This is a genomic window from Pseudonocardia xishanensis, from assembly GCF_039541715.1.
Classification (GTDB): Bacteria; Actinomycetota; Actinomycetes; order Mycobacteriales; family Pseudonocardiaceae; genus Pseudonocardia; species Pseudonocardia xishanensis.
In genome coordinates this window covers 1-14,057 of sequence record NZ_BAABGT010000048.1, presented here as the reverse complement: position 1 = coordinate 14,057, position 14,057 = coordinate 1, and the positions used below count along the sequence as shown (strand labels likewise).

Annotated in this window: 11 protein-coding genes; 3 read left to right on the top strand and 8 right to left on the bottom strand. The window is 68.2% G+C overall.

Features of this window, described 5'->3' with window-relative positions; genetic code table 11:
* Positions 1–506 precede the first annotated feature (506 nt).
* Together ABD993_RS18645 and ABD993_RS18640 are read left to right on the top strand one after the other, a co-directional pair.
* On the top strand, positions 507–995 hold the full coding sequence (locus ABD993_RS18645) for an IS110 family transposase (RefSeq protein ID WP_345419747.1): 489 nt from the start codon (positions 507–509) through the stop codon (positions 993–995).
* A 75-nt stretch (positions 996–1,070) separates the two neighbouring features.
* Positions 1,071–2,312 carry a hypothetical protein gene (locus ABD993_RS18640; RefSeq protein ID WP_345419744.1) on the top strand — a complete coding sequence of 414 codons (1,242 nt, stop codon included), beginning with the start codon at positions 1,071–1,073 and terminating at the stop codon, positions 2,310–2,312.
* A 166-nt stretch (positions 2,313–2,478) separates the two neighbouring features.
* Here ABD993_RS18640 and ABD993_RS18635 read toward each other — a convergent pair whose 3' ends face one another.
* On the bottom strand, positions 2,479–3,738 hold the full coding sequence (locus ABD993_RS18635; protein ID WP_345419741.1) for an acyl-CoA dehydrogenase family protein: 1,260 nt from the start codon (positions 3,736–3,738) through the stop codon (positions 2,479–2,481).
* Between the two features lie 238 nt (positions 3,739–3,976).
* On the opposite strand from ABD993_RS18635, the gene ABD993_RS18630 reads away from it, so the two are divergent.
* Positions 3,977–5,479, top strand: coding sequence for an aldehyde dehydrogenase family protein (locus ABD993_RS18630; RefSeq protein ID WP_345419738.1), 1,503 nt, complete (start codon positions 3,977–3,979; stop codon positions 5,477–5,479).
* A gap of 45 nt (positions 5,480–5,524) precedes the next feature.
* Here ABD993_RS18630 and ABD993_RS18625 read toward each other — a convergent pair whose 3' ends face one another.
* From ABD993_RS18625 to ABD993_RS18595, 7 genes are all read right to left on the bottom strand, one after another.
* On the bottom strand, positions 5,525–6,565 hold the full coding sequence (locus tag ABD993_RS18625) for a helix-turn-helix domain-containing protein (protein WP_345419735.1): 1,041 nt from the start codon (positions 6,563–6,565) through the stop codon (positions 5,525–5,527).
* A 231-nt stretch (positions 6,566–6,796) separates the two neighbouring features.
* The gene (locus ABD993_RS18620; protein ID WP_345419732.1) at positions 6,797–8,218 is read right to left on the bottom strand and encodes an NtaA/DmoA family FMN-dependent monooxygenase; all 1,422 of its coding nucleotides are present in this window, start codon (positions 8,216–8,218) and stop codon (positions 6,797–6,799) included.
* A gap of 197 nt (positions 8,219–8,415) precedes the next feature.
* The gene (locus ABD993_RS18615; RefSeq protein WP_345419729.1) at positions 8,416–9,168 is read right to left on the bottom strand and encodes a tyrosine-protein phosphatase; all 753 of its coding nucleotides are present in this window, start codon (positions 9,166–9,168) and stop codon (positions 8,416–8,418) included.
* Between the two features lie 40 nt (positions 9,169–9,208).
* Entirely contained in the window at positions 9,209–9,946 is a 738-nt protein-coding gene (locus ABD993_RS18610; protein WP_345419726.1) for an SDR family NAD(P)-dependent oxidoreductase, read from the bottom strand.
* Positions 9,947–10,029: 83 nt separating this feature from the next.
* Entirely contained in the window at positions 10,030–11,274 is a 1,245-nt protein-coding gene (locus ABD993_RS18605; RefSeq protein WP_345419725.1) for an acyl-CoA dehydrogenase family protein, read from the bottom strand.
* Between the two features lie 142 nt (positions 11,275–11,416).
* Positions 11,417–12,097 (bottom strand): VOC family protein, encoded by a 681-nt coding sequence (locus ABD993_RS18600; protein ID WP_345419722.1) that lies wholly within the window; start codon positions 12,095–12,097, stop codon positions 11,417–11,419.
* A gap of 42 nt (positions 12,098–12,139) precedes the next feature.
* Positions 12,140–14,057: PEP-utilizing enzyme (locus tag ABD993_RS18595; protein WP_345419719.1), on the bottom strand; the 1,918-nt coding region annotated here is incomplete at its 5' end.

The window sequence follows — 14,057 nt, the reverse complement described above, 5'->3', positions numbered from 1 at the left end:
GAGCACCCTTGACCGGGAGGTCGACCGTGTTAACGCCAGGGCCGACAGGCCCCGCCCGCAGGGCGCCCACCAGCACTTACACGGCCAGCGCGGCCCTGAGCGCCTACGTCACCGAGGCCTCGGCCCGAGCAAGATCCGGCCACAGAGGTTGACATGGGGTTGTCAAGGGCGGACGAAGTCCGTCGCCGGAAGGCGATGCGGAGCGCAGCGGAGCACCCTTGAACGTGAGTGAGGCCGTGCTAAGCCCACTGGTCCACTATCGGAAGGCGTCGGCGGCGATCTCGTCGTCGATGCACCCGAGGTGCCACCAGGCCACTGCCCTGCTAACCCGACGCGAACGTGACGTCCGCCCTTAGAAACGCGGGGCGTGGTGGTCACCTGGGTCGCGCGGACCGTCGACAAGGGCTGAGCGCCAACACGAGCGTCGAACAGCGAGCAATGCGGGAGCCGCGATCCAGCACCTTCCCCACGGGCGCGACCACCACCCCCGCTGCACAAAGGACAACATGCCGCTCTCCACGACCCGCTCCCCTGCCCCGACCTCGACGTGCCTGCCCGGGACTGCACCCGGCGACGTCACGGCCGGCCTGGACTGGGCGACCGCCGATCACGCCGTCGCCATCGTTGACGGCCGCGGCACCGTCGCCGAGCAGTTCCTCGTCGAGGCCACCGGCGCGGGGCTGCGCGAGCTCGTCCGTCGGCTCTGCCGCGCCGGTGTCGGGGAAATCGCGATCGAGCGCGCCGACGGTCAAGTCGTCGACACCCTCCTCGAGGCCGGCCTCACGGTCGTGGTGATCAGCCCGAACCGGGTCCACAACCTGCGCAGCCGGAACGGCTCGGCCGGGAACAAGGACGACCGGTTCGATGCGTTCGTCCTCGCCGACACGCTACGCACGGACCGCGCCCGACTGCGCCCACTGATCCCCGACACCGCGGCCACAGTGCAGTTGCGCTCCGCGGTGCGAGCTCCGGCGCTGACCGCGCCACGTGAGTAGGCGATCTGCAGCGTGAGCGGTCATCAAGCCGCACGCTCCGGTGATCGCCAACCGCGCTGCGGAAGGATCTGTCGGGTGGACACCTCTATCGTGCCGCTTGGAGAGAACGCCCTCCGCGCCATCCTCGAACACGTCGTCGAGCTCGGCGACGCTGCCGAGACGGGGTATCTCGAGGTCAAGAGCACAATCGACCTCACACAGACCTCGGACCTCATCAAGATCGCAAAGTTCCTTCTCGGAACCGCCAACCGGCCGGTGGAGACGGCTTCGGCGCACTTCCAGGGGCACTCGGTACTCATCCTCGGCGCTGCGCGCGGTGTCGCCCCAGGAGTCTCCCGCGACGTGGAGCCGCACCAGATCGCGAACCGTCTCAGTCCGTACCTGGGTCCAAGCTTCCCGTCGTACGAGTTCGGTCGAGTTCCGGTGGGACCTGACCGCGACGTCCTGTTCGTCGTCGGCGCGCCACCTCAGATCGGGCAAGGACCGTTCCCCTGCCACAAGAGCTTCCACGGTCAGAAGGGACAGGACAGCGTCACCGACGGCGCCATCTACGTCCGCGCGCACTCCGAGACCAGGCCTGCCCGTGCCGGCGAGGTGAATTCGCTCGTCGAGCGGGCTCTCGCTCGCCGGGCCCGTCCCACGCTGGACTTGGCGTTCGAGGCGGGGCCTGTCCACCGGGTGGAAGGTCTCGATTCGATCTTCTCGGACCTCTATGACCGCGAGGAGAAGGAGTTCACCGAGGCCGGCCTGACGGCGGGGCACAGGGCCGAACGTCTCGCGACGTGGAGGGCGGAGCGCACCATGAAGATGGCCACTGGACAGCGCCATCTCCTCGGCGTGGCGCTGAGCGGCTTTCGGATCTCCGTGACCAGCCGAGGCCGCTTCCTCTCCAGACCCGAGCTACGACTCACGTTCCACGGCTGCACAGCTGTCGATCACCTCGAGCTGGACGACTTCAACCTGGAAAGCGCGATCGCGCCCGTCATCGTCCACCCGGGTCCTGTCTGGACTTCAGGCTTCGCCGGCCACGACTTCGTCCCGGCTAACTACCCGGTTGAGTGGACCTCCGACGACGACGGCGTCCGCGTGACGCTGACCCCGGAGTCGCTTCGGCCCGACGTCCCCTGGGTTACCGACGCCGACGACTTCTGTGTCGTCGCGGCCGACCACTCGGACGACGTCCGCGTTAGCTGGACTCTGACCGAGGAGGGCAGCGACACGAGTAGCAGCGGCGGGTTCGCCATCCCTGTGGCGCCCCTCAAGCAGGGCAGAGACCTGTTCTCCGCGGCCCTTCAGCACCTCCGGGGCGGTGACTAGCCGATCGGCGCCACGATGCAGCGATGGGGCCGGGTAGCTCGTGAGGCTGGCGGCCCCGCGCTCGGCCGACCTCGCGTCCGCGAACTAGGTCCTTACGTCGGCAACACCAGTACGACGACGGCGTGCGGACAAGTCCGTCCGCACGCCGTCGAGGTGATGTCGTCGCCTAGTTGCCGGTCGAGAGCCGGTTCTCGGCCAACGCCAGGTGGTCGTAGCTGGGCTCCATCAGCATCTCGTGCAGCGCACGTCGGCGAACGCCCATGTTGCCGCCGTCGTAGACCGGGAAACACAGGACGTCCTGCATGATCGCGGCGATCGGGGTCTTGTCGCCGTACCCGTCGACGCCGACGAGCCGCATCGCGTCGTAGACGGTCTGGACCGACAGCTCAGAGGCGTACACCTTCGTGATGTTCGAGATCTCGCGGTCCTGGCCGCCGGTCTTGTCGAAGTGGTCCGCCGCCTTCCAGGATAGGTAGCGCGCGGCTTCGATGCGCATCTTGATGTCCGCGAGCATGTAGCCGGCGTTCTGGTACTCGATGACCGGGTGCGGACCCGACCGGTTGTCGGTCTTGGCGAAGTCATAGGCGTACTCGAACGCGGCGCGCATGCGTCCGACGCAGGCGGCTCCGATGGGTGCGCACGTCCAGGAGAAGGCGCTCTTGACCATGTTGATGCCGTCGCCGGGCTGCCCGATCATGTTGTTCAACGGGACGCGGACGTCCCTGAACTCGACGCGCGGCGAGTTCGTCGCGCGGTGCCCGATCGTGTCGATCATGCCGGTGATCTCGACGCCCGGCGTGCCCTTCTCGACCATGACGACCGCCAGGGACTCCTGCGGGGGCTTCGCGGGGTCGGTCCGACAGACGACGGCGATCAGGTCGGCGCCCTTGCCCTCCCAGCCGGACGCGTTGGTCGTGTAGTGCTTGGCGCCGTTCAGGACGATCTCGTCACCCTCGATGCGGGCGAAGGTCTGCACGCCCACCTTGGGGTCGGGGCTGTCGTAGTTGGCGCCTCCCGTGACCTCGGTGTAGGCGATCGCGGCGAGCTTGGGCTCGTTCCCGCAGAACGGCGTCAGGAAGCGGCGCTTTTGCTCTTCGGTGCCGAAATTGTTGACCGCGTAGAGGCCGAGCCCGGTGCCGAGCACGGCGGAAGCGACGTTCACGTCGACCCGCGCGATCTCCTCGACCGCGAGGACGAACTGGAGTGAGGTGAACTTCGCGCCGCCGTACTCGGCCGGGATCAGCGCCTTGACGAATCCTGCGTCCACCATCTGCTGATAGAACGGCCGGAGTGCGTAGAAGCGCTCCTCCGGCTTGGCGAACGGAGCGATGGCCTCGTCCACGCCGCTCAGCACTGTGGTGGCGAACTCCCTGGCCTGGGTCCGAACGGCCATCTGGTCCGCGTCAAGCGTGAAGTCGAGAGTCATCGGGCTCCTCTTCCGTCTCGATGTCCGGGGCTTCGCCGCGTCCGGACGCTGGGAGAGATGGTCGTCACCCGGGGCCACCCTGGCTTGAACAGAACTGCAAATCGCGTTGGATGAACGTGCAGGACCGGTGTCGGCGCGCCCGGAACTCGCTGCGGGGGTCGGCTGTCCAGTTGTGGAACAGGAGATCACCGATCGGAGCGCCACCCTTACCTCGTCACTTTCGACACGAGGAGTCACGATGACGTTAGCGGCGGAGACCTCGCTTCACAGCGATGTCCGAGAGTTCCTGTCCCGGCCGGGACGGCTGCTGATCGACGGGCAGTGGGTGGATGCAGCCTCCGGGCGCACCTTCTCGACTGAGGACCCGGCCACCGGCGGTGTTCTCGTCGAGGTCGCCCACGGGGAGGCCGAGGACATCGACCGAGCCGTCCGCGCAGCCCGGAAGGCGTTCGAGGACAGCCCCTGGTCGCGGATGAAGGCGAACCAGCGTGAGCGGCTCATCTGGCGGATCGGGGACCTCCTGACCGAGCGGGCCGAGGTCTTCGGGCAGCTCGAGTCGCTGGACAACGGCAAGTCTGCCGGGATCGCGCAGGTCGTCGATGTCGGCTGGGCCGCGGACGTCTTCCGCTACTACGCGGGTTGGGCCACGAAGATCGAGGGCAAGACGGTCAACGTGTCGATGCCCTTCGCGCCTGAAGGCGCGCAGTTCCACGCCTACACGCTGCGCGAGCCGCTCGGCGTGTGCGGGCAGATCGTGCCCTGGAACTTCCCGCTGCTGATGGCCGCCTGGAAGATCGCGCCGGCCCTGGCCGCCGGCAACACCGTGGTCCTCAAGCCCGCCGAGCAGACCCCGCTCACAGCCCTGCTCCTCGGCGAGCTCTTCGAGGAGGCCGGGTTCCCGCCCGGCGTGGTCAACATCGTCACCGGCTTCGGTGACGCGGGCGCTGCCCTCTCCGCGCATAACGATGTCGACAAGGTCGCATTCACAGGTTCGACCGAGGTCGGCAAGCTCATCGTGCAGGCCGCGGGCGGCAACCTGAAGAAGGTGTCGTTGGAGCTCGGCGGCAAGAGCCCGAACGTCGTGTTCGCCGACGCCGACTTCGACATCGCGGTGCCGGGGTCGCTGAACGCCTGGCTGTTCAACCACGGACAGAGCTGTGTCGCGGGTACCCGCCTGTTCGTCGAGGACCGCATCTTCGACAAGTTCACTCAGGCCGTGGCGGATGCGGCGAGCCAGGTCAAGATCGGCCCGGGTCTCGACCCCACGAGCCAGCTCGGCCCGCTCGTCTCCAAGGAGCAGTTCGACAAGGTGTCGCGCTACCTCTCCGAGGGACTCGCCGACGGCGCTCGGGCGCTCACCGGTGGCAAGCGGTTCGGCGACGACGGCTACTTCATCGAGCCGACCGTCTTCGTCGACGTCAAGCCTGAGTTCAGCATCGTCCGCGAGGAGATCTTCGGCCCGGTCGTGGCGGCGCTGCCGTTCAACGCCGAGGAGGGCGTGACCGCGGCGGCGAACCAGAGCGACTTCGGGCTCGCTGCGGGCATCTGGACGCGCGACATCTCGAAGGCCCACCGGACGGCTCGCAGCCTGCGAGCGGGCTCGGTGTGGATCAACCAGTACAACGGCTTCGACACCGCGATGCCATTCGGCGGCTTCAAGCAGTCCGGCTGGGGTCGTGAGCTCGGCGCGGAGTCGGTGGAGCTCTACACCCAGACCAAGGCCGTCAACGTCGCGCTCTGACAGGCGGTAGGCCGTGATGAGGAGGCCTCGTTCCCGGCCTCCTCATCACGACACGCGGGGCTGCGGCAGCGCGGGGGCGTTCTCGAGCTCCGTGGGGGCGATGGCCGCTGCCGCGCCCTTCTGTCGATACGCCGAAGGCAGACATCCCAGGTTGACGCGGAACGCCCGGTTGAGGTGTGACAGGTCGCAGAAGCCCCACCGAGTCGCGATGTCGGTGAGCGAGTAGTTCGTGGCGGGGTCGGTCAGCTCGCGTATGCAGGCGTCGAGTCGGAGCCCGAGCACCGTGCGCGCGTAGCTGCGGTCCGTCAGCTCGTAGAGCTTGTGCAGCTTCCTCACCGAGATACCGAACCGCGCGGCTGTCCGCGTTGCCGACAGATCGGTGCGGCCGTCTCTCAGGTTGAGGGCGACGTGTCGGTTGATCGAGGCTCGTAGCGCTGCATCGAGGTCCTCGACCTCGCCTTCAGCGGGCTGCCGAGTCGCTCCGGCGGTCGACGCGAGCACTGCCACCAAGGCAGCTTCCGCAGCCTGAGAGCTGGCCTGCTCGAGCCGGCCGAGGTTTTCCCATATCGAGAGCATCGTGGACACCACGACCTGGTCGATGCCGCCGAGCTTGCCGTCGTGGGCCACCGCGGTGAAAGCGCTCGAGTCGGCCAGCAGGGGAACCAACTGGGTCCGCGGCACCCGAAAGGACAGGACCCGCCATTCGCCACCGTTCGGGTCCTCCACGTACTCCTGGTCGTACTCGCTCGTCGTGTCGACCAGCGAGTAACCGCCGGGACGCACGACCACCGACCGCCCGTGCTGAGTCACCCGGCACTGCCCCTGCAGCATCAGGTTGACGAAGACGTGCTCGTCGTTGGTCCGCCGGATCTCCGACGCACCATGGCGGATGAGCTGGGTCCGCGACGACACCTCGACGCAGTTCACCGAGGCCAGACGGTCGCCCCTGACCCAACTCGTGAGGCCGGTCTGTGCGCTCGTGCCGGACCGCTCGGCGGCCAACGGCGTGAACGCCTGGCAGAGGACCTCTCGCCAGTAGCTGAACTGCTCTCCGACAGGCTGGTCGTTCGTCGTCCAGTACTGCACCGTGCTCCACCTCCGCACGATCACGCCCGTCGAAGCTGGTGCAGTGGGGCGTCGATTCTGTTGGTCGACTCCGAGGCTGTCGGACCGACCGCACGGCGCAGTTGCCGAGGCGTAAAGAGTTGTCACGGCGACCTCACAACCGCGGTGGATACATGTGAGGGGAAGTCACTGACGCGAGAGGGCCGGGCGTCCAACGCCCGGCCCTCGGTCACGACACCCGCGACGCTGCGTTCAGCTCGCCGCGCGATCCCAGCTCGCGGCGGTCCCGCTCGCGCTCCCCGCGGCCGCGTCGGTGAAGCTGTTGCGGTAGCGCGCGGCCGGGTGGCGGGCCGGTAGACGACCACCGGACCCGGGGAAGAGCTTCTCCCGCAGCGGGCCTTCGGCGTACTCCTTCTGCGCCAGACCGCGGTCCTGCAACACCGGGATCACGTGCTCGATGAAGTCCCTGTAGGACTCCGGGAAGAACTGGCAGATCATGTTGACGCCGTCGATGCCGGCGTCCTGCCACTGCTCGAGCTGGTCGGCGATCGACTCGGGTGTCCCGACCATCCGGCTGCTATACGACAGCGCCTTGACGACGTCCTCGACCCGGGCCTTCTTTCCCGGGTGGGAGTCCTCGTACATCCGCACGTAGCCCTGCACACCGGAGATGTCCGTCTGCTCGATGGGCATCTCAGGGTCGTACTTGGCCAGGTCGATTCCCATGTCACGGCTGATGTGCGCCGCGAGACCGTCGTAGCTGACCCACTGGTCGATCTCCTCCGACTTGCGCCAGGCCTCCTCCTCCGTGCTGCCGACGACGAAGGAGAAGCCCTGCATGATCTTCAGGTCGTGCGCATCGCGGCCGGCGGCGACGGCGAGGGCTCGCTGCTCGGGGATGCCCTTCATGGCACCTTCGATCGTCGGGTAGACCACGATCGTCTCCTCGGCGTGGCGCGCGGCGAACTCCCGCCCGACCTTCGATTGGCCCGCCTGGTACAGGACCGGGGTCCGCTGCGGAGAGGGCGAGGACATATGCGGTCCGAGGACCTTGTACCAGTCACCCTGGTGGTAGATCCGGTGGATCTTGTCCGGGTCGGCGTAGAGGTTGTTGACCCGGTCCTGCAGGATCGCGCCGTCGTCCCAGGAGCCCTCCCACAGCTTGTAGACGACGTCCATGTACTCCTCAGCCCACTCGTACCGTCGGTCGTGCTCGACGATCCGGTCGTGGCCGAAGTTCTGGGCGGCGTTGTGGGTGGCGCTGGTGACGATGTTCCAGCCCACTCGGCCGTTGCTCAGGTGGTCCCAGGTCGAGACCTTGCGAGCGAAGCTGAAGGGATGCTCGGTGAGGATCGAGCTCGTGAAGGTCAGCCCGAGGTTCTCCGTCACGCCGATGAGCGCGCCGCAGAGCGCGGACGCGTCGTGGCAGGGCATCTGCATGCCCTCACGGATGTAGGTGTCCCAGCTGCCGTTGTAGGCGGGGTCGATGCCGACGACGTCGGCGAAGAAGATGCCGTCGAACTTGCCCTTCTCCAGCAGCTTGACGAGCTCTACCCAGGTCTCGAGCTTGTCGAAGTGCATCTGTGTGGTGTCGGGGTGGCGCCACAGGCCGTGATAGATGTGCGAGACCACGTTCATCGAGAAGGCGTTGAAGATCAGACGGTTGCGGGTCATCTGTCCTGTCCGTTGCTCGGCGGGTTGTGTCCGGCTGCTCCTCTGCGTCGTCGCGTGGCCTCGTCGCTCACGGTCGAGTGGAGAGTCATGCCGTTGCCGAGATACTCCGGGAGTCGCCGTCCGTCCTCTTGGACCGTCGGGCACCGCCCACTAGGACAATTGCGCATTCGGGCGGCGTCGACCGGGTTGCTTGGCGGTCAGTACGCCTGCCCGGCCGGGACCGGCTCCAGCAATGCGCGCCGGAGCCGGTCGATGTCGTCGAGCCCTATCCCGCGTGTGAGGGCCCACGTCTCCGCGCCCCCGTGACGCTCTTCCAGCCCGGTGAGAAGGCCCCTGATCGTGTGCTCCTCGGCGCGATAGAGCTCCGGCGGGACCGATCTCATGTGCTCACGGTAGAAGGACCATTCCTCGAAGCGCTCCATGATGCGGGGCATCGCCTGCGCCGTGCGCAGGTAGTCCAGAACGATCTCCTCCTCGTCCACGCCGAGCAGCTTCAGGAGCAGGGCCGAGACCAGCCCGGTGCGGTCCTTGCCCGCAGCGCAGTGGACGAGGGCGGGCCGGCCCGCCTGGGCGCACAGTATTCGGACGACCGTCGCGAGCAACGACTGAGGCGAGGCGATATGGTCCAGCGAGTAGGCCAGAGCCTGTTCGTCGGCCGGCACATTAGAGGACTTGGCCTCGGTCAGCGGACTGTTGAGATAGCAGACCGCCGCGGAGGCCAAGAGGCCGCGCCCCTGGGCCACGGCCTCCTGGCCTGACCGAAGGTCGACGACCAGCTCGAGGCGCAGGTCGTCGACCAGGAACGCAACATCCTCCTGTGTGAGCGCCTGGAGAGTGTCGCTGCGGAAGAGGACTCCTCGACGTACGCATCGGCCCTCCCTCGTACGGAGGCCGCCGAGGTCGCGGAAGTTGAAGGCACCGCTCGGAGCCGTGCGAGATCGATCGCTCATCGTCCAGCTCCTTGCGGTCGCGTGCGGCAGGGTGCCCAGGTCACCAGACCCCGGTGGTCGAGCCCCCGTCCACGGTGACGATGGAGCCGGTGACGTACTCCGAACCGGTCAGGTACAGGACGGCGTCGACGATGTCCTGGGGGACACCGGTCTTGTTGTTCGGGGCCAGCGTCCGGAAGAACGCCCAGTTCTCCTCGCCGCGCGGGAGGATGGGGGTGTCGATGATGCCGGGGGCGACCGCGTTGACCTGGACACCGGTCGAAGCGAGCTCCAGGGCGAGTCCCTTCACCGCGTGGTCGAGTCCGCCCTTGGTCATCTGCGTCAGCAGACAGGGCAGGTTCTTGTTCGGCTGGAGGGCGATGCAGGCTGTGATCGTGAGGATGTGTCCGACCCCGTTGGCGGACATGTGCTTCGCCGCCGCCTGGGCAGGGTAGAACCAGCCCTTCAGGTTGGTCGAGATGATCGACTCGAGGTCGTCACCGGTAAAGTCGGCGACCGGCTTGGCAAGGAAGATCCCCGCGTTGTTGATCAGGATGTCCACCTTCCCGAATGCCTCGATCGCCTTCGAGAACAGGGCCTCGGTGGTCTCGGGCTTGCCGATGTCGCCCGCGACGCCGACGAAGTTCTTCGGGTTCCCGATGCTGGCGGCGGCCTCGTCCAGGCGTTCCTGGGTCCGGGCGTTGCCCACGACGTTGTAGCCGAGCTTGAGGTAAGCCTCCGCGATGGCGAGCCCCAGGCCGCTCGAGGCCCCGGTGACGATAACGGTCTTGGTGTCCACGTCGTTCTCTCCGTTCGTGTCGATCACAGGGTGTGGTGTCGCCCCGGAGGGGCGGGTTTTTCGGCAGCGCGAGATCTGCGGGTTCAGCTGCCGTCCGCTGCACTGAGCGAGTCGTAGTCAGGGCGCTGCAGCAGGCCGTGCACCCACTTGCGGCGCACTCCGAGGTTGCCGCCCGCGAAGACGGGCAGAACCAGGGCGTCATGCAGCAGGCCGTTCAGCGGACAGTCGTTCTCGTAGCTGTCGACCCCGACCACGCGCAGCAGCTCGGTGATGACGCGGACAGTGGTCTCGGAGCTGAAGATCTTGGCGTACGCGGCGAGCTCGTCCTTGGCCTTGTGCTCGGTGTCGAAGGCGGCGCAGGCTCGCCAGCTCAGGGAGCGCGCCGCTTCCATGCTCGCCTTGGCGTCGGCGAGGGCGTAGCCGACGGCCTGGTGTTCGATGATCGGTACGGCTCCCCCGCGGTGTTCCTTCCGCGCGAAGGCGAGGGTGTACTCGAACGCCGCCCGCATGAGTGCGACACCCAGGACACCGATGAGCGCGTTGGCGCTGCTGAAGCTCGCTGAGGACAGGGCGAAGCCGCCGCCCTCCGGACCGATCAGGTTCTCGGCGGGGACGCGGACGTCCTGCAGTGCGAACTCCGGGAGCAGGTGCGCCCGGTGGCCCGGAGTCTCGATGGCCCGCTCCAGAACGAGCCCGTTGATCCCGTCCGCCGGCCGCTCGACCGCGATGATGGACACCGACTCGAGTGGCGAGGCGTCCGGATCCGTCCGGGCGAACACACAGAGGAGGTCGGCCCCTTTCCGGTCCCACCCGGTGGCGGAGGAGACCCACTTCTTGCGTCCGTCGAGCACCCAGCCGTCACCGTCACGAACAGCTCGGGTTCGCACGCCCTCGGCAGGCGCCGGCGCGGCGACGTTGGCGCTACCACCCGGCTCGCTCTGGCAGAACCCGGCGAGGGGGGCGTCGGTCTCGGTGAGAAACGGCGCGAGGAACTGCTTGCGCTGGGTGTCCGACCCACCGACGACCACCGGCTGCAGACCCAGGATGGTTCCAATGAGCGTGAGGGCGACGCTGGCGTCCTCGCGATAGAGCTCCTCGACCAGGACGGCGGTGTCCAGCAGGCCCTTGCTCTGACCGCCCACCGCCTCCGGGATGCACTTCGCGAGGTAGCCCGCCGACACCAGCTTCTCGTACGCGGGTCTGGTCGCGAGGAACCGCGCCTCCGCGTCCGGGAGGTTGTCGGCGGTGCCGCTGAACTCGCGCAGGACCGTCTGCGCGAACTCCCGGGACTCCTTGCGGAGCTTGCGCTGTCGGGCTGTGAGTTTCATTCGCTCTGCTCCTCGAGGTGAGTGCGGAAGGTCTGGACGGTCGAGCGGCAGTGTCCGCCCCGGGCGGTGATCAGGACTCGAACGTCCGTGCCAGCCCACTAGGACGAATGTGCACGCCTCGATCCGCATGGCCGACCTCTGGTCAGGTGACCTCGGTCCCGGTCAGTGACGTTCGGGCGGAGATCTCGATCCAGTTCCCGTCCGGATCGGACACGAAGCCGTAGCGGGCGACCCCCGCCAGGTTGGCCACGTCGCGCACGACTCGGCCGCCGCCGCGCACGGCCGCGGCGACCACCTCGTCGGCGTCGAAGACCTGGACCGTGAGATACCGGAATCCTGTGGCGGCGAAGTCGTCGACGTCGCTGCCGCTGGGCCCGTCCACGATGCGGACGATCGTGTCTCCGCAGCGGAGTACGTCGCGCTCGAGGCGCTCGAAGTCCAGCGCCATGGCGTAGAAGTGCGCCAGGCGTTCCGGGTCTCTGGACGAGAGGGTGATCCCGATTCCGACGATCCCATCTGTGTCTGGGGCCACGAGTTCGACGGGGTCGCCGTCCGGGTGCTTCCCGGCCCAGCTGTTCGTGAGGCCAGAGCGTGCGATCGTCAGTCCGGTCAACCCGGAGGGGGGCTGCGTCGTCAGGCCGCCGGCTCGGTGGTTCACCTTGATCACCGAGCCGTTGGCGTCATACCGGTACTGGACCCAATCCGGCGAGACCTCGAGCCGATGGTCGAGCCGTAGGCCGACCTCCTCGCCCCAGAAGGCGCAGTGGGCCGGGACGTCCGTGGTGAACAGACCTATGTCGAGGTGTGGTTTGGCCAGTCGCATGGGTCGCCTCCAGGGGCGCTCGGTTCGGTTGGGGCTGAGGGCTCACGGCTCGTCGGGCGCTGACGCGGCCTTGCCCAACGCCAGCAGCAGCGGCCGGACCTCGGGGGCGTCCGCGGCGAACCGGCGCACGCCGAGCGCGTGCAGGAGCGCCGCCGAATCGGCCGTCACGACTGTTCCGAGGTCGACAGCCACGGTGAGGGCGCCGTCGACAGATGCCCCGGACGTAGGGGGCCGGGATGACAACACCTCGAACAGCCGGGCCACCGCGGGGTCGACGGTGACACGCGGGTCCGAGCTCGTCAGTCCCCGCGCCGCGTACGCGTCGAGGGGGTCCGCCGCGCGGAGCAGATGTAGCGGGATGGCGCGGGTTGCGGCCTGCAGCGCAGGTAGATCCACCCACACCCCACCCTGGTCCCGCGCCAGGGCCGAGAGACCCAGCATTCCTCGTGGACTGGTGACGAAGGCGTCGGCCCGGATCAGGTCCCCGTGCTGCTGCACTGCCCGGCGGACCGCCGCGACTTCCAGGACGTCGTCGAGATGGCTCACAGCGAGCCGGACGCCGGCCTTGTCGCCGGCCCGTGCCGCCGCTCTCGCCAAACCCTCGAGCTGCGCGTCGAGGAGGCCCTCGACTCCGAGCGGGAGGTACCGCTCAAGGCCGTCGATCACCTCGGCTTCGCCGGGACCGGCGAGGTCGTCGCTGCGGAGATCGATGGATCGCACCACGACCTCGGCGCCGGCCGCGGCAGCGAGCACCGGCGCGGCCGCCTGCTCCACCAGCGCGGCCACGGTCTCGTGCAGGTCGGAACCGGTTCGGCCCCGCTCGGCGACGGCGAGTCGTAGCGTGCCCAGCTCGCCCGCCGCCGCAAGAGCGGCGTCGAGGGGGAACACGATTCCTGAAGCACCGGCAGCGAGTACCGGGGCGACGTCGGCGGCGACCGTCACGCGCCCCAGGACGGCCGAGTCCGCCGCGCGGCGCGCCGTGTCGAGCAGCGACGAGAGCGCAGCGGTCGCGGCTCCCTGCGTGGCAGTGGCGAAGGCGCCCGCGAAGAGTTCACCCGTCGCGCCGTCGAGCGACACGTGCTCGCCCTCGGCGATGGACGACTCCCCCACTCGCAGAGTTCGGGCGTGCTCGTCGACGACTATCTCGTCGGCACCGACCACGCACGGCGTGGCGAGCGCCCGGGCGACGACGGCCGCATGGCTCGTCGAGCCGCCGGTCGCGGTGACGATCCCTTCGGCCGCGATCATGCCGTGCAGGTCGGCGGGGCTGGTGATACTCCGGGCGAGAATGACCTTCTCGCCCTGCTCGGCCATCTCCTTGGCCCGGTCGGGGTCGACGACCAGACGGCCGCTGACCTGGCCCGGACACGCTCCGGTCCCGGTCGTGACCAGGCGGCCGGCGCGGCGCGCCTCCTCGACCTCCGCCTCGTCGAAGCCCGGCCGTTGGACCTGCCTGATCTGCTCCAGTGACACCCCGGACAGTGCACCCGACAGCGACGCACGCCCCTCGGCGAGCAGGTCCGCAGCAATGCGCACCGCGGCCTCGGGCGTCCGCTTGGCGCTGCGCACCTGGAGGAAGTAGAGCCTCGATCCCTCGACGGTGAACTCGATGTCCAGCACGTCGGCGTGCGAGGCCTCGAGGCGGGCGCACGTCTCGGTCAACTCGTCGAGCAGGATCGGGTTCAGTGCCTCAGCGACGGGAGACGGGGTACGGGTGCCCGCCACCACGTCCTCCCCCTGGCTCGCAGCGAGATACTCGCCGAACAACTCGCGTTCGCCGGAGACCGGGTTGCGCGTGAACACCACACCGGACCCCGAGTCCTGGCTCAGGTTGCCGAACACCATGGACTGGACGACCACAGCGGTGCCGAGGTCGTGCGGGATGCCGTGGAAGTCCCGATAAGACGTCGTTTCAGAAGTAGTGGGCCCGGTCCCGTCGGTGTCGGCGGTCCTGGCAGCA